Here is a 16120-nt window from a genome sequence, read left to right on the forward strand (position 1 = left end):
TCCCTGCAGGATCGCTCAGGATGTATGAACTGTAACAATATGATTTTCCAGAAAGCCATCTGCTGTTACCCGGACAATATCATTGATTCCATACTGCGGCTGCTTCTTCAATACAGCCTTTATATATTCTTTGCTATGCCCCAGATACCACTGCTCACCGTTCATCTCTATTTCTTCTTCCAGCAGGATCTCCAGTTCTCTGCCCAACATGGATTCCTCATACTCTCTGGAATGTTTTTCATTCAATGCCAGCATCTCATCACTTCTGATCGCCTTTTTAGACTCTGTCAGCTGTCCATCCATTGCAGCTGCCTTTGTTCCATGCCGTCTGGAATATTTGAAAATATGGGTCTCATAAAAATGGATACTGTCCACAAAATCACGGGACATCCTGAATTCTTCTTCTGTTTCCATGGGGAAACCTACGATCACATCTGTAGTCAGTGCAGGATTATCAAAATACTTTCTGAGCAATGTACATTTTTCCGCATATTCTGTGCTTGTATATCTCCGGTTCATTCTCTCCAGTGTAGCATCACATCCGCTCTGAAGGGACAGGTGAAAATGCGGACACATTTTCGGCAAAGCAGAAATTGTTCTGGCAAACTCCTCTGTAATGATCCTTGGCTCCAGTGAGCCCAGCCTGATCCTCTGTATTCCCTGAACCTCATGAACAGCCTGAATCAGAGAAAGCAGTGTCTCCCGTTCTTCTTCCGGAAAGTCCAAGCCATAAGAAGACAGATGAATCCCTGTAAGGACTACCTCTTTGTACCCTCTTACAGCCAATGCCTGAACTTCCTCTATGACCTGGGAAATCTTACGGCTGCGCACCCTGCCTCTGGCATAGGGAATGATACAGTAAGTACAGAACTGATTGCATCCATCCTGTACCTTGATATAGGCACGCACATGCTCTGCTGTATGACTGATCTCCAGCTCTTCATATTCCTTTGTCTGGTTAATTTTGATCACATGCTTCTGTTTTTTGTGCTGACGCTCATATTCCTCCAGCACCTCTACAATCTGTTTCTTCTGATTATTACCAAGAATCAGATCCACAGCTTCGTCTTTATCCAGTTTTCCCTCATCTGTCTGCACATAGCATCCTGTTGCCACCACAATGGCATCCGGATTCATTTTTTTTGCTTTATGCAGCATCTGCCTGGATTTTCTGTCTGCAATATTCGTCACCGTACATGTATTGATCAGATATACATCTGCTCCCGGTTCAAAAGGCACAATCTCGTAACCGGCCTTCTCCAGAAGCTGCTGCATGGCTTCTACTTCATAGGCATTCACTTTACAGCCTAAATTGTGAAGTGCGGCTTTTTTCTTCATTATCTCCTCCTGAATTTTTTTTAAATTTATACATATTCACTAAATCTTTCTGGAAATTTTATCCCTTTTCACCTTGACTTTTCTCCTGTAGAACGTTAAGATGAAAACTGTAAGCTGATAGAAAATCAATCAGCATTAATATTCTAAAGGGAGGTTCTCATAATGAAAACAGTAAAAATCTCACTGAACTCTATTGATAAAGTGAAAGCATTCGTTAATGAAATCAGCAAATTCGACTGCGATTTCGATTTAGTATCCGGAAGATATGTAATCGACGCAAAATCTATTATGGGTATTTTCAGTCTTGATTTATCCAAACCAATCGACTTAAACATCCATGCTGATGGAGCTGCTCTTGATACCGTTATGGCAATTGTCAGCAAATATGTTACTGAATAATTCCGTTATATTTATTTTAGCAGCTGCTGAGGAACTGATTATCAGTTCCTCTTTTTGTTTGGGTTGAACAGGATCATATCCTATTCAACCTCTATGATCTCCACAGTATCCAGAGCTGTTTTCATCAATTCATCAATCTTCTCTGCCAGTTTTGTTTCTGAACGGTGGATCACATTCAGATTGGGTTTGGTCACCGGATGCTTGGCAACAAAAATCGTACAGCAGTCTTCAAATGGCTGAATAGATGTCTCATAGGTACCGATCTCCCAGGATCGTTCCACGATCTCCTGCTTATCAAATCCAATCACCGGACGGTAAACCGGAAGTGTACATACCTCATTGGTAGCTGCAAGACTCTGCAGGGTCTGGCTTGCCACCTGTCCGATACTCTCACCTGTGATCAGTCCCAGACATTTTCTCTCTTTTGCAAAATGCTCTGCAATACGCATCATATAGCGGCGCATAATAATAGTCAGCTCATCATGAGGACACTGATCATAAATATACAGCTGAATATCTGTGAAATTCACCACATGGAGACGGATCGGTCCACTGAACTTTGCCACCTGCTTTGCCAGATCAACTACCTTCTGTTTTGCTCTCTCACTGGTATAAGGCGGTGCATGAAAATATACCGCATCAATCTTTACTCCACGCTTCGCGATCATATGGCCGGCTACCGGACTGTCAATACCGCCGGAAAGAAGCAGCATTGCTCTTCCATTGGTTCCGATAGGCATACCGCCTGCACCTTTGATGGTCTGGGAATATACATAGATCTTATCACGGATTTCCACAGAAATGGTCAGCTCCGGACTGTGTACATCCACACTGGCATCCGGAAATTCATCCAGAATACGTCCGCCTATTTCCGCACTTACTTCCATAGAAGTAACAGGGTAAGATTTTCTGGCTCTGCGGGTATATACCTTGAAGGTTCCACTATAGTCCGGATGGCAGTCCTTCATATAGGAAACAACGTCTTTTGCCATCTGCTCAAAACCCTGATCCTCATAAATCACAACCGGGCAGATTCCTACAATACCGAACACTCTCTGAAGAGTTTCCACCGTCTCCTCATAATCATATTGTTCCGGGCAAAATACATAGATTCTTCCCTGTTCCTTTTTTACCTCAAATTCTCCTTCTATCTTTGAAAGAGCAATATTCATCTGATGAACAAGGGCATCTTCAAACATATATCTGTTCTTGCCTTTGATAGCAATTTCTGCATATTTTATCAAAAATGCGTGAAATATCATATTTTTCTCCTTTTCCTTTTATCTGCGTGCGTAGCGTTTCAGCATGGGAAGTACTTCCTTCAAAACTTCCAGACAATAATCAATCTCTTCAAAAGTATTTTCCTCTGAAAAGCTGAACCGCACAGTATTTTCAATCTGTCCATTACTCATTCCCATGGCTGAAAGTGTGGCGCTGGGTTTTCTCTTATGGCTGGAGCAGGCACTTCCTGCAGATACATAAATACCTCTGTCCTCCAATGTATGAAGAAGTACTTCACTGCGGATTCCCAAAAAGCTGACACACATAATATGGGGGGCACCTTCACGCAATGGCATTCCATTAATCACCACATCTTCCATCCCTGAAAGTCCTTCCGCAAGCCTTTCTTTCAGCTGATACAGATGCTCCGTCTTCTGTTCCAGATCCCTGTAGCTTAACTCTGCCGCCACTCCCAGGCCTGCAATGCCAGGTACATTATCTGTTCCGGAACGCATCCCATTCTGCTGTCCACCACCCAAAATCAAAGGCTGCACCTTTGCCTTGCTGTTGATATACAAAAATCCCACACCCTTGGGTCCGTGAATCTTGTGTCCACTGACAGACAACAAGTGAATTCCCCATTTCTTAGGATAAATCCTGTATTTTCCAAAAGCCTGTATTCCATCTACATGATAAAGAGCCTTCGGACTTTTCTCCTGGATCAATGCCCCTATCTTTTCTACCGGCATCACTGCTCCCACTTCATTATTTACCATCATAATGGAAACCAGGATCGTATCCGGCCTTAATGCCTTCTCCAGAGCCTCCAGCTTTACCACACCATCTTTATCCACAGGAAGTACTGTTACCTCGAAGCCCTGCTCTCTCAGAAAAGCTACCGGCTGGCTTACTGCCGCATGCTCCACTGCTGTTGTAATAATATGGTTTCCACTGCGTTTATTTGCCATGGCACCTCCGATCAGTGCCAGGTTATTGGACTCTGTTCCCCCGGAGGTAAAAAGTATTTCCTTTTCCTCCACCTTTAAAAGCTGCGCCAGTGTCCGGGCTGATTTCTTTACATACTGCTCTGCATCTACACCTTTCTGATGCATGGCCGACGGATTTCCAAAGTCCTCCATCATTGTTTTCACCACAATATCCTTCACTGCCTCATAGCAGCAGGTAGTGGCTGAATTGTCAAAATATACTTCCATTTCTTATTATCTCTCCACTATTTGGCTGTCATTGGTCATTTTCCAGCTGAAACATTAATACAGACAGAATTGCCAGTCCTGCAGTTTCTGTACGAAGGATTCTCCTTCCCAGAGTAATTGCCTGTGCACCTTTTTCCAGAGCCTGGCTTACCTCATTTTCCTCAAATCCGCCTTCCGGCCCAATAAAAATTCCCACAGACTGTCCGGGACGGATCTGATTCAGGATTTCCTTTGTTTCCTTCATTCCTTTGGCCAGCTCATAGGGGATCAGACGGATATCCAGTTCTTCTGCCAGCTTTAATGCATCCTGAAAACTCATCACCTCATGAATTTTCGGAATCAGCATTCGTTTGGACTGTTTTGCCGCACTCTCTGCAATCTGCTGCCAACGGGCAGTCTTTTTGGCAGCCTTTTTTTCATCCAGCTTTACAACACAGCGTTTTGTTTCCACCGGTACAATTGCATAAGCTCCCAGCTCCACTGCTTTCTGAATGATCAGCTCCATTTTGTCTGCTTTTGGCAGTCCCTGAAAAAGATAGATCCGGTTGGGCAGCTCATAATCCGGCTCCTGGGCGTAGATAATATGAAGCAGTACCTCCTCATCTCCCAGCCCCTCGATCTCACAGCGATATTCCTTTGTTCCACCGTCACTGATCCAGAGTTCCTCTCCCAGCTTCATACGGAGAACATTTTTAATATGATTTACGTCTGCTCCAGTAACATGGATACAGTGATTCTCTTCCTCAATCTGATAAGTTTCTACAAAAAAGCGCTGCATAGATTCAGTCCTTTCTGGCTGTCACAGAAACCCATTCACCCTGATGAGTAACCTCTACTACTGTCAGTCCTGCTGCTTTTACAGCTTCCACAACTACCTCTTCCTTTACATCCAGAATACCAGAAGTAATATAATATGCTCCCTTCTTCATCTGGTGCACGATGACTGGTGTCAGCGGAATCAGTACATCTGCCAGGATATTGGCTGTCACAATATCATATTTCTCGTATCCTGCCTGATCCTGTACATCTTTATCATCAATGATATTTCCGATCATCATGTCAAAGGCTTCCTCCGGAATACCGTTGACTTCTTTATTCTCAGCCACAGCAGGAACTGCGCAGGGATCCAGGTCTGTTCCCAGCACATGCTTTGCCCCCAGCTTAATAGCTACAATTCCAAGGATTCCGCTTCCGGTTCCCACATCCAGCATCTCTGTATCCTGTGTTACATATTTCTTCAACTGACGGATCACCAGCTGTGTAGTCTCATGCATACCTGTACCAAAAGCTGTACCCGGATCAATATGAAGGATCATTTTATCCTGATCCTCTGCCTTTACCTCTTCCCAGGATGGTACAATGAGAATATCATCTACATAAAACTGATGGAAATATTGTTTCCAGTTATTGATCCAATCCTTATCCTCTGTCTGGGATTCCTCAATGGTGGCTTCTCCGATATCCATGTAGCTTTTCAGCTCATCCAGGGCAGCACGCACATCCTTCAGAATCGCATCCTTATCAGCATCCTCCTCCAGATAGAAATTCAGATAGGCAATCCCGTCATCTGCAGGTCCTTCAGGCATAATATCCACAAACATCTGTGCCTTATCCTCTTCCGTAAGTGGCTTCTTATCCTGGATCTCCACTCCTTCAATCCCTAGTTCTGCCAGAGTACAGATCACCATATCCTCTGCATCTGTTTTTGTTTTTAATGTAAAACGGTTCCACTTCATAATTTGTCTCCATTTCTTTATCCTATATTTATCCTATATTTTTTCCCTGAAAATTTTCTTAACGATCTGATGCCTGTTTCCCTTTTTATAAAAATTCCATGCAAGCTCCACCAGCACCACTCCCGCCACTGCATCCACCAGATAATGCTGTTTCAGCACCTGTGTGGAAATAATGATCAATATTGCAAAGATCAGAGAAAAATGCTGATACCATTCCGGTATTTTCTCAGATTTGTGAACACTACGCCAGCTCAGCCAGCTCACATAACAATGAATAGATGGAAACAGATTCGAAGGGCTGTTACCTCCATCCATGGCATAAACCAACTGCAGCATCTGTTCTGACCAGGAGTTTCCTGTAATTTCCGGTCTTACATTGGTAGTCGGAAGAATCAGAAAAATCACAAAACAGGTCAGATGAATGGTCAGATCTGTGGCCACAAACCGGTAAAACTGATCCTTTCCCCTCTGGGCAGCTAATATATAATTCACTGCCCAGAATGGAAATGCCAGAATATAAATCCAGATAAATGCCGGAACCAATGGTACCATGCGGTCCAGTGTGCCGGTAAAGTCATAATGATATCTTCCCGAGGTAAGCTGATCACTGCCCCAGTAAATCAGGCAATTCAGCACTACAATGGTGACCAACGGAAGAATTGCCCATCCCGGAAGATATTTTTTTATAAAATCTTCAAACTTTTTTTTCATATTCAGCCTATATGCATACCAAGTCTCAGGTTACAGGACATTTTTGCCCATTACTATTCACTATACACGAACACTCAAAAAAAGAAAAGAGGTTTCCCCTCTTTTCTTGATTTTTATTTTTCATTATAGGATATATTTTTTGAAATATTAGTCTTCAAAAGTTTCTTTTAATTTATCCATAAAGCTTTTTTTCTTCTTTTCACTGCCATCCGCAGTTTCCTTCGGACGGTTACCACAGGCTTCATCAAACTTGCGCAGTGCTTCCTTTGCCTCTTCATTCAGATTTGTAGGAACCTGTACTACCAGAGTCACATAGTGATCTCCACGGACATTCTTATTTCTCAGTGACGGCACACCTTTGCCCTTCAGACGGATTCTGGTATCTGTCTGAGTTCCAGGTTTTACCTCATATTCAACTTCCCCGTCTACTGTATTGATCCGCACTGTACCGCCCAAAGCAGCCTGTGCATAGGTAAGAGGTGCAGTGGAGAAAATATTCATATCCTGTCTCTGGAAAATCGGATGACGGGCAACATTTACTTCTACAAGCAGATCGCCTCTTGGGCCTCCGTTTGTTCCCGGTTCCCCCTTCTCTCTGATACGGATACTCTGACCATTGTCAATACCTGCAGGTACAGATACCTGGATTTTCTTTCTGGAAGATGTATAACCGGTTCCACGGCATGCTGTACATTTATCTTTAATGATCTTACCTGTTCCATGACAGTCCGGACAGGTCTGTACATTACGCACCATTCCAAACATGGACTGCTGGGTAAATACTACCTGACCCTCTCCGTTACATTTCGGACAGGTTACCGGTGAAGTACCTGGCTTTGCACCTGTTCCATGACAGGTGGTACACTCATCCTTCAGTACGATCTCCAGTTCTTTTTCGCAGCCAAAGACAGCTTCTTCAAAAGTAATATTAACACGTGCACGAAGGTTCGCACCTTTCATCGGTCCATTATTGGCACGTCTGCTTCTTCCGCCGCCGCCAAATAAATCGCCGAAAATATCGCCGAAGATATCGCCCATATCAGCACCGTTAAAATCAAACCCTCCAAAACCGCCGCCGGCACCACCGCCGCCGTTTTCAAAAGCTGCATGACCAAACTGATCATACTGTCTCCTCTTATCCGGGTCACTTAAGATAGTATAAGCCTCTGTTGCTTCTTTAAATTTCGCCTCTGCCTCTTTATCTCCCGGATTTACATCTGGATGATATTTCTTGGCCAGTTTACGGTATGCTCTTTTAAGTGTTGCGTCATCGGCGCTTTTATCCACGCCTAAAACTTCATAATAATCTCTCTTATCAGCCATTATTTTAATTAATTCCTATACCTATATTCAACTGTTCTGTCTCTTCGCTGCACCAGTACCTGATACTGGATTTATAGCACAACTATTCAGTGAGAGAAACTCTCCCACTGAACAGTTATGATTTGTCATATTATACTTCTTTATAATCAGCATCTACAACATCATCGTTGTTTCCTGCATCTGTGCTGCCTGCTGCACCGCCGCCCATGTTCATGTCCGGTCCTGCCTGGCCGCCTGCCTGCTGTGTCTGCTCATACATTTTAGCGAAAAGCTTCTGAGCACTTTCCATCATCTTCTCCTGAGCAGCTTTGATATCTGCTACCTGGGAATCTGTCATCTCTTCTGCTGTTGCAGTCTGGGACAGTAAATCTTTCAGTGCATTCAGGTCTGCTTCTACAGCAGCTTTATCATTAGCATCGATCTTGTCTCCTGCCTCTTTCAGTGCATTCTCAACCTGGAATACCATGGAATCAGCATTGTTTCTTGTATCGATTGCTTCCTTACGTTTCTTATCCTGTGCTTCAAACTCAGCAGCTTCTTTTACTGCTTTGTCGATATCGGAATCAGACATATTAGAACCAGCTGTGATTGTGATGTGCTGTTCCTTACCTGTTCCAAGATCCTTAGCGGATACATTTACGATACCGTTTGCATCGATATCAAATGTAACTTCGATCTGCGGAACACCACGACGTGCTGGCGGGATTCCGTCCAGACGGAACTGGCCAAGGGATTTGTTGTCTTTTGCAAACTGACGCTCACCCTGTACAACGTTAATATCTACTGCTGTCTGGTTGTCTGCTGCTGTTGAGAAAATCTGGCTCTTTCTTGTAGGAATCGTAGTATTTCTCTCAATCAGTCTTGTTGCGATACCACCCATTGTCTCGATGGACAGTGACAGTGGAGTAACATCCAGAAGAAGGATATCGCCTGCGCCTGCATCACCTGCAAGTTTACCACCCTGGATAGAAGCACCAAGTGCTACACACTCATCCGGGTTCAGGTTCTTGCTTGGCTCTTTGCCTGTTAACTGTCTTACTTTATCCTGTACAGCCGGGATACGGGAAGATCCACCAACCAGAAGTACCTGTCCAAGTTCAGATGCTGTGATACCTGCATCTGAAAGTGCACGACGTACCGGTTCTGCTGTCATTTCTACTAAGTCATGTGTTAATTCATCGAATTTAGCTCTTGTAAGGTTCATGTCGAAGTGTTTCGGGCCTTCTGCTGTAGCTGTGATGAATGGCAGGTTGATGTTTGTAGTTGTTGCGGAAGAAAGCTCTTTCTTTGCTTTCTCTGCAGCTTCTTTTAATCTCTGAAGTGCCATCTTATCATTGCTTAAGTCAACGCCTTCTGCTTTCTTGAACTCTGCAAGCATGTAATCTGTAACTTTCTGGTCAAAGTCATCACCACCAAGACGGTTGTTACCTGCTGTGGAAAGAACTTCGATAACACCATCACCGATTTCGATTACAGATACGTCGAATGTACCGCCACCTAAGTCGTATACCATGATCTTCTGTTCTTTTTCATTGTCAAGGCCATATGCAAGAGCTGCTGCTGTTGGCTCGTTGATAATACGTTTTACATCAAGACCGGCAATTTTACCGGCATCTTTTGTTGCCTGACGCTGAGCATCATTGAAATATGCAGGAACTGTGATAACTGCTTCTGTAACTTTCTCACCAAGGTATCCTTCTGCATCTTTTTTCAGTTTCTGAAGGATCATAGCGGAAATTTCCTGTGGGGAATATTTCTTGTCGTCGATTGTTACACGGTAGTCAGTACCCATCTCTCTTTTAATGGAAGAGATTGTTCTCTCTGCGTTTGTTACTGCCTGACGTTTTGCAGGTTCACCTACAAGACGTTCTCCTGTTTTTGTGAAAGCAACAACGGATGGTGTTGTTCTTGCGCCTTCTGTATTAGCGATAACTGTTGGCTGTCCACCTTCCATTACGGCTACACAGCTGTTTGTTGTACCTAAGTCAATACCAATGATTTTTCCCATAATCTTGTTCCTCCTGTTTATTTTCAACTAGATTTGATATATTCTATATTTTCATGTAAATTAGTTGGCTACTTTTACCATACTGTGGCGGACTACGAAATCCTTGTAGGTGTAACCCTTCTGGAATTCTTCTACCACAATATTCTCACCGGCTTCTTCGTCCTCCACATGCATCACTGCGTTGTGGAAGTTCGGATCAAATTCCTTACCCACTGCTTCAATCGGTTTCACGCCCAACTCATCTAATGTTGTGATCAGCTGTTTGTAGATCATCTTCATGCCATCTGCAAAAGAATCTCCTTCAGGTGCCTGTGCAAGACCTCTCTCGAAGTTATCCACAACCGGAAGCATTTTCTCAACAATATCCTTGGCTCCGATGATATACATGCTGGATTTCTCTTTCTCCGTTCTCTTACGGAAGTTATCGAACTCAGCCATGTTTCGTTTCAGTCTGTCTGTAAGTTCTTCGATCTGCTGTTCAAATTTATCTTTTTCTTTTTTCTTCTTACCGAAGAAAGAAGTTTTTGATTTGCTGTCTTTATCATCCTGGGAGGTTTCTTCCTCGCCATCCTCTACAGGAATCTCTTCAGTTTCAGCTTCACCGTTTTCTACAACCTCAGGTTCATTTTCAACAGTTTCTTCTGTTACAGGAGTCTCTGTTGTCTCTTCTTCCTGGGCTGTGTTCTTTGTTTCTTCTGACACTCTCTATTACCGCCTTTCTAACTCTCTTTCTTAATCAGTTCGTCCAGCTGGACTTTCAAAGCCTTCAGGCTGTCAACTACATTTGCGTAATCCATACGCTTGGGACCGATGATACCGATGGTACCATGCATTCCTTCTCCAAGTTCGTAAGTGGCTGTGACCACACTGCAGTCTTTCATGGTCTGCACCGGCATCTCATCACCAATGTACACCTGAATTCCTGTATTCTCAGTATCAGACATTCTCTCTTTTACCAGGTCTACCAGATCCTGCTTCTCTTCAAATGCTGAAATCAGTCCACTCGCTTTACTTGTATCTGCAAGCTCCGGATACTTAAAAATGTTGGTTGCTCCTGAAGTATATATCTGCATATCATCTTCGTCTACCTGGATGGTATCTGCTACTGCATCAAGGACTGTGCCAACCACAGAGCCATGTACACCTGCCTGTTCTTTCAGGCGGGCAATCATTCCCAGGTTGATGTCCTGAATAGGCACACCATTTAAGTTGGTGTTAAGAAGAAGATTTAATTTCAGGATTGTCTGATCGTCCATCTCCTCATCCAGATTGATGATCTGGTTTCGGATGACATTGTTATCACTCACTACTACTGCCACAAGCTGAAGTGGTGTCACGCGGGAAAGCTGGATGAATTTAATCTTGCTTCCGCTGTACTGTGGAACAGAAATCATAGTTGCATAGTTGGTATTGGAGGCAAGTACCTTTGCCACCTGTTTCAGCATTTTATCCAGTTTATCAGTTTTCTCTATCATGAGATCCTTGATTTCCTGAACCTCTGATTCCTTTTCTTTCATCAGCTCGTCTACGTAGAGGCGATAACCTTTATCAGAAGGAATTCTTCCGGCTGAGGTGTGGGGCTGTACGATATATCCCATATCTGTCAGGTCTGACATCTCATTCCGGATGGTGGCAGAGCTTACATTTAAATCTGCAAACTTGGAAATGGTCCGGGAACCCACCGGTTCGCCTGTTTCCATGTAGGTTTTGATGATGGCTTTTAGTATTTTCTTTTTACGATCATCTAATTCCTGATCCATGAAGTTCCACTCCTTTACTGCCTTTGTTTTTGGTTTGTTAGCACTCATGTTTTAGGAGTGCTAACACCTTATGCTCATAAGATAGCACTCTTGATTTGGTTTGTCAATATTATTTTGTGAATTTTTTGTTATTTTATGAACAATGGGAATTATTAAGATTATGTTATAGAAAGGGACGCGGGGAGAAAGTATTGATATTGTGTGCGGTTTCGGACGCTAAGAGATACTAAGTCTGCAGAAATCTGCTAAAGGCATGAGCCGGCTTGTCAAACTCGCTCCGTCGCAGACTCCGCTCAGACAGGTGATGCAGCCGGCTCATAACGCAGATTTCTGCGGACTAAGTATCTCTAAGCATCCTGCAAATGCACACAATATCAATACTTTCTCCCCGCTGACTGTTCAGGACGATGATCATATAGGCGGGGCTCTCGCCTGAAAGGCGAATCGCCTTTTCTAGTGCATCGAAAATTAAGTTTCTGCTATATTGGCGCAGATGAAAAATCAGACAAGTCAATATAGCAGTTACTTAATATTCGCTGTACTAGTGCAGGTATAAAAACTCGGTATAGCATTATTTGTCTAAAGTATCCAGTTTTTTTTTCAGGTCGATCATTTTATCGCGGAGTTCGGCGGCCTGTTCGAAGTTGAGGTCTGCGGCTGCGGCGCGCATTTGTTTTTCTACCTGGGCGATGAGTTTGGTGAGTTCTTTGCGGGTCATGGACTCTGGGTCTTTCTGGAGTCGGACTTCAGTTTCGGCTACTGCTTTGGATACGGCGATGAGGTCGCGGACTGCTTTTTTGATAGTGGTCGGAGTGATTCCATGTTCTTTGTTGTAGGCTTCCTGGATGGTTCGACGGCGGTTGGTTTCGGTGATGGCTTTGTGCATGGAATCGGTCATGTTGTCTGCGTACATGATTACATGGCCTTCACTGTTTCGGGCAGCTCGTCCGATGGTCTGGATGAGGGAGGTTTCGGAACGGAGGAAGCCTTCTTTGTCTGCATCCAGGATTGCTACCAGGGTGATTTCCGGGATGTCCAGACCTTCCCTGAGGAGGTTGATTCCTACCAGTACATCAAAGACATCCAGGCGCATATCGCGGATGATGCGGGCACGCTCTAAGGTATCGATATCGGAATGGAGATAGCGGACCCGGATTCCTACTTCTTTCATATATTCTGTCAGGTCTTCTGCCATTCGTTTGGTGAGGGTTGTGATCAGGATTTTGTGTTTCTTTGACACTTCTTTGTTTACTTCCCCTATCAGGTCGTCAATCTGTCCTTCAATGTGGCGGACTTCTACTTTCGGATCCAGAAGTCCGGTTGGACGGATGATCTGTTCTGCACGGAGGAGTTCATGATCATACTCATATTGTCCCGGGGTGGCAGATACAAACATGACCTGATCCAGTTTGGATTCGAATTCTTCGAAGCTTAAGGGGCGGTTATCCTTGGCTGAAGGAAGTCGGAAGCCGTAGTCTACCAGCGTTTGCTTACGGCTCTGGTCACCGGCGTACATTCCTCCTACCTGAGGTACTGTGATATGAGATTCATCTATAATAAGTAAGAAGTCATCTCCAAAATAGTCCAGCAGTGTGTATGGCGGCTGTCCGGGCTTTAATCCTGACAGATGTCTGGAATAGTTTTCGATTCCTGAACAGAATCCTGTTTCTTTCATCATTTCAATGTCGAAATTGGTGCGTTCTGAGATTCGCTGGGCTTCCAGAAGTTTGTCTTCACTTTTGAAATACTCTACGCGTTCTTTTAATTCTTCTTCTATTGCTACCGCTGCTCTCTGGATCTGTTCTGCAGGCACTACATAGTGGGATGCAGGGAAGATGCTGATATGGGAACGCTGGCATTTGATTTCTCCTGTCAGTACATCAATTTCTGAAATACGGTCAATCTCATCTCCAAAAAATTCTACTCTCACGGCTGTGTCGGAGCTGTTGGCAGGAAAAATTTCCAGAGTATCTCCCCGGACACGGAAGGTGCTTCGGTGGAAGTCCATCTCATTTCTGGTATACTGAATGTCGATCAGCTCCCGGATCACCTCATCCCGGTCTTTGGTCATACCCGGACGCAGGGAGATCATCATGTCAAAAAATTCCTGAGGGGATCCCAGTCCGTAGATACAGGAAACGGAGGAAATGACCACTACATCTTTCCGTTCTGACATTGCGGCTGTGGCAGAGAGACGGAGTTTGTCAATTTCGTCATTGATGGAGGAGTCTTTAGCGATATAGGTGTCTGAAGACGGGACATAGGCCTCCGGCTGATAGTAATCATAATAGGAAACAAAATATTCCACCGCATTCTCCGGGAAAAATTCCTTCATCTCTCCGTAAAGCTGTGCCGCGAGAGTTTTGTTGTGGGCAAGGATAAGGGTTGGTTTATTAAGCCGGGCGATGACGTTCGCCATAGTGAAGGTCTTACCGGAGCCTGTGACACCCAGTAAAGTCTCGAACTGGTTGCCTTCTTTAAAACCTTCGACCAGTTTCTCGATTGCCTGAGGCTGGTCACCGGTTGGTTTGTATTCGGAGTGTAATTTAAAATGATCCATAATATTCTCCTGTTTTAATCAAATTTCGCTTATCAAAAATTGAGATATGTTTTAGTATGGTTATGTTTTCAGTATATCATCCCATATAAAAAAAGTACAGAACAAGCGAATACCCGTTCTATACTTTATATGTTTTCTATATTATTTGTTCAAAAAACTATTTCTGAATATTTTTCCCTTTTCTAGTGTGCCGACAAGTTGATTCTTGAAACAATCCTGCATCATCTTTGGCATATATCATCACCTCATTTTCTGCTGATCATTCTATACTCTGCTTACTTCTTAATTTTATTATAACCAGTTTACTCTCGTTTCTCAATCAGTATAGTGTACCACAATCGGTATAAAATATAGAGATCACAAATACCTCTATATTTCTCACACAAATATTTCACAATTTATACTGCCAATTCCAAAGCCACTGAATCCATGTAATTCATCTCTGACAAGTTAAACTCCTCTTCAGGAAGCACCTACGGATCCGTAGTATTTGTAAAATATTATTGGACCTATATTATAATTCTAAACTATTTTCTTTTAATAAAAAGTCATAGATACTCATCGTAGTAATTCCGTCTTCATCTCTTGTAACATTTACAACATCTTTCACAACGATAATCTTTTTAAAAGAATCATTTACGTTTACAAGAGAAGCCTTTTCCTGAATACGCTTTTCTTCTGTCGGCATACTGAAAGCGGACTGGATATAATAACGTTTACTGCCAAGATTAGCTACAAAATCAATTTCCAGCTGATTCTTGTACTCTTTACCATTTTCATCAGTTCCACGCTTTTCTACAACACCAACATCTACTGTGTATCCCCTGCTTCGTAATTCGTTGTAAATAATATTCTCCATCAGATGTGTTTCTTCAACCTGTCTAAATCCTAATCTCGCATTTCTAAGTCCCACATCTTCAAAATAATATTTCAACGGTGTACCAATGTATTTTCTGCCTTTTACATTATAACGATTGGCTTTATTGATAATAAATGCATCTTCCAAATGTTCAATATACTGTCTGATTGTATTTAGGCTAATTGTTGACTGAATCGAACTTTTAAAGGTAGCTTCAATTTTCGGTGGATTTGTCAGCGAACCAATGGCAGACGCTAAGATATTAATCAAATCTTCTAGCTCCTGCGTTTTTTCAATATGGTGTCTTTCAATAATATCCTTCAGATAAGTCTCTTTAAAAAGATTTGTCAGATAGCTAATTTTCTGTTCTTCCGTTTTCATTGTTACAGTAAGCGGAAGACCACCATACACAACATACTCTGCCCATCCATGGTACATATCACCATTGTAGGCTTCCATAAACTCTTTGAACGTTAATGGATAAATATGAATTTCGTCACCTCTACCCCTAAACTCCGTAATCACATCCTTAGATAAGAATTTAGAGTTACTTCCTGTCACATATATATCCGCATTTCTGATATGAAGCAGCGAATTTAAAACTTCTTCAAACTCCTGCAACATCTGTACTTCATCAAGCATGACGTAATACTGTCCATCATCTTCTATCAAAGACTCGATGTAATCTAATATTGTATCCGGGTCACGATACTTTTTGTTTTTACGTTGATCCAGTTCAATCGTAATAATATGCGAAGAAGCCACACCATGCTCCAGCAAATAATTTTTGAAAATATTAAATAACAGATAAGACTTTCCACATCTTCTGATACCAGTTACAACTTTTATCATTCCATTGTGCATACGGTTAATCAAATCATTCAGGTATTTATCTCTCTTGATATCCATTGTTCCTCCAAGGTATGCCTGAATCGGATCTAAAATAAGCACTCTCGCACCAGTCTGTTTGATAGCAGATTCCAAGATCGGA

Annotated in this window: 13 protein-coding genes; 1 reads left to right on the forward strand and 12 read right to left on the reverse strand. The window is 42.9% G+C overall.

Features of this window, described 5'->3' with window-relative positions; genetic code table 11:
* Positions 1–15: 15 nt before the first annotated feature.
* The gene (mtaB, locus tag H8Z82_RS09335; protein ID WP_186994956.1) at positions 16–1338 is read right to left on the reverse strand and encodes a tRNA (N(6)-L-threonylcarbamoyladenosine(37)-C(2))-methylthiotransferase MtaB; all 1323 of its coding nucleotides are present in this window, start codon (positions 1336–1338) and stop codon (positions 16–18) included.
* Positions 1339–1500: 162 nt separating this feature from the next.
* Here mtaB and H8Z82_RS09340 point away from each other — a divergent pair, with 162 nt between their 5' ends.
* The gene (locus tag H8Z82_RS09340) at positions 1501–1737 is read left to right on the forward strand and encodes an HPr family phosphocarrier protein (protein WP_019162423.1); all 237 of its coding nucleotides are present in this window, start codon (positions 1501–1503) and stop codon (positions 1735–1737) included.
* A gap of 80 nt (positions 1738–1817) precedes the next feature.
* Here the strand turns inward: H8Z82_RS09340 and thiI are convergent, their stop codons facing one another.
* From thiI to H8Z82_RS09395, 11 genes are all read right to left on the reverse strand, one after another.
* Positions 1818–2999, reverse strand: a complete 1182-nt coding sequence (gene thiI / locus H8Z82_RS09345; protein ID WP_019162424.1) for a tRNA uracil 4-sulfurtransferase ThiI — start codon at positions 2997–2999, stop codon at positions 1818–1820.
* Between the two features lie 18 nt (positions 3000–3017).
* The gene (locus tag H8Z82_RS09350; protein WP_186994957.1) at positions 3018–4172 is read right to left on the reverse strand and encodes a cysteine desulfurase family protein; all 1155 of its coding nucleotides are present in this window, start codon (positions 4170–4172) and stop codon (positions 3018–3020) included.
* A 28-nt stretch (positions 4173–4200) separates the two neighbouring features.
* Positions 4201–4950 carry a 16S rRNA (uracil(1498)-N(3))-methyltransferase gene (locus H8Z82_RS09355; protein ID WP_186994958.1) on the reverse strand — a complete coding sequence of 250 codons (750 nt, stop codon included), beginning with the start codon at positions 4948–4950 and terminating at the stop codon, positions 4201–4203.
* Positions 4951–4954: 4 nt separating this feature from the next.
* A complete protein-coding gene (gene prmA / locus H8Z82_RS09360) occupies positions 4955–5908 on the reverse strand; it encodes a 50S ribosomal protein L11 methyltransferase (protein WP_186994959.1) in 954 nt (317 codons plus the stop codon).
* Between the two features lie 33 nt (positions 5909–5941).
* A complete protein-coding gene (locus tag H8Z82_RS09365; RefSeq protein ID WP_019162428.1) occupies positions 5942–6619 on the reverse strand; it encodes a phosphatase PAP2 family protein in 678 nt (225 codons plus the stop codon).
* A 147-nt stretch (positions 6620–6766) separates the two neighbouring features.
* Positions 6767–7942: a molecular chaperone DnaJ gene (gene dnaJ, locus H8Z82_RS09370; RefSeq protein WP_019162429.1), complete on the reverse strand. Its 1176-nt coding sequence runs from the start codon at positions 7940–7942 to the stop codon at positions 6767–6769.
* A gap of 130 nt (positions 7943–8072) precedes the next feature.
* Positions 8073–9950, reverse strand: a complete 1878-nt coding sequence (gene dnaK, locus H8Z82_RS09375; RefSeq protein WP_019162430.1) for a molecular chaperone DnaK — start codon at positions 9948–9950, stop codon at positions 8073–8075.
* A gap of 60 nt (positions 9951–10010) precedes the next feature.
* Positions 10011–10652: a nucleotide exchange factor GrpE gene (grpE, locus tag H8Z82_RS09380; protein ID WP_186994960.1), complete on the reverse strand. Its 642-nt coding sequence runs from the start codon at positions 10650–10652 to the stop codon at positions 10011–10013.
* A 17-nt stretch (positions 10653–10669) separates the two neighbouring features.
* Complete coding sequence (gene hrcA / locus H8Z82_RS09385; RefSeq protein ID WP_186994961.1) at positions 10670–11710, reverse strand: heat-inducible transcriptional repressor HrcA; 1041 nt, start codon at positions 11708–11710, stop codon at positions 10670–10672.
* A 571-nt stretch (positions 11711–12281) separates the two neighbouring features.
* Positions 12282–14270, reverse strand: coding sequence for an excinuclease ABC subunit UvrB (gene uvrB, locus H8Z82_RS09390; protein ID WP_207724647.1), 1989 nt, complete (start codon positions 14268–14270; stop codon positions 12282–12284).
* A 514-nt stretch (positions 14271–14784) separates the two neighbouring features.
* Positions 14785–16038 carry an ATP-binding protein gene (locus tag H8Z82_RS09395; protein WP_019162434.1) on the reverse strand — a complete coding sequence of 418 codons (1254 nt, stop codon included), beginning with the start codon at positions 16036–16038 and terminating at the stop codon, positions 14785–14787.
* Positions 16039–16120: the final 82 nt, after the last annotated feature.

Source organism: Blautia difficilis (genome assembly GCF_014297245.1).
GTDB classification, from domain to species: domain Bacteria; phylum Bacillota; class Clostridia; order Lachnospirales; family Lachnospiraceae; genus Blautia_A; species Blautia_A difficilis.

Excerpts from the sequence above, each read along its gene's own strand:
- mtaB (WP_186994956.1), bottom strand. The coding sequence starts at position 1,338 with ATGAAGAAAAAAGCCGCACTTCACAATTTAGGCTGTAAAGTGAATGCC.
- H8Z82_RS09340 (WP_019162423.1), top strand. The coding sequence starts at position 1,501 with ATGAAAACAGTAAAAATCTCACTGAACTCTATTGATAAAGTGAAAGCA.
- thiI (WP_019162424.1), bottom strand. The coding sequence starts at position 2,999 with ATGATATTTCACGCATTTTTGATAAAATATGCAGAAATTGCTATCAAA.
- H8Z82_RS09350 (WP_186994957.1), bottom strand. The coding sequence starts at position 4,172 with ATGGAAGTATATTTTGACAATTCAGCCACTACCTGCTGCTATGAGGCA.
- H8Z82_RS09355 (WP_186994958.1), bottom strand. The coding sequence starts at position 4,950 with ATGCAGCGCTTTTTTGTAGAAACTTATCAGATTGAGGAAGAGAATCAC.
- prmA (WP_186994959.1), bottom strand. The coding sequence starts at position 5,908 with ATGAAGTGGAACCGTTTTACATTAAAAACAAAAACAGATGCAGAGGAT.
- H8Z82_RS09365 (WP_019162428.1), bottom strand. The coding sequence starts at position 6,619 with ATGAAAAAAAAGTTTGAAGATTTTATAAAAAAATATCTTCCGGGATGG.
- dnaJ (WP_019162429.1), bottom strand. The coding sequence starts at position 7,942 with ATGGCTGATAAGAGAGATTATTATGAAGTTTTAGGCGTGGATAAAAGC.
- dnaK (WP_019162430.1), bottom strand. The coding sequence starts at position 9,950 with ATGGGAAAAATCATTGGTATTGACTTAGGTACAACAAACAGCTGTGTA.
- hrcA (WP_186994961.1), bottom strand. The coding sequence starts at position 11,710 with ATGGATCAGGAATTAGATGATCGTAAAAAGAAAATACTAAAAGCCATC.
- uvrB (WP_207724647.1), bottom strand. The coding sequence starts at position 14,270 with ATGGATCATTTTAAATTACACTCCGAATACAAACCAACCGGTGACCAG.
- H8Z82_RS09395 (WP_019162434.1), bottom strand. The coding sequence starts at position 16,038 with ATGGATATCAAGAGAGATAAATACCTGAATGATTTGATTAACCGTATG.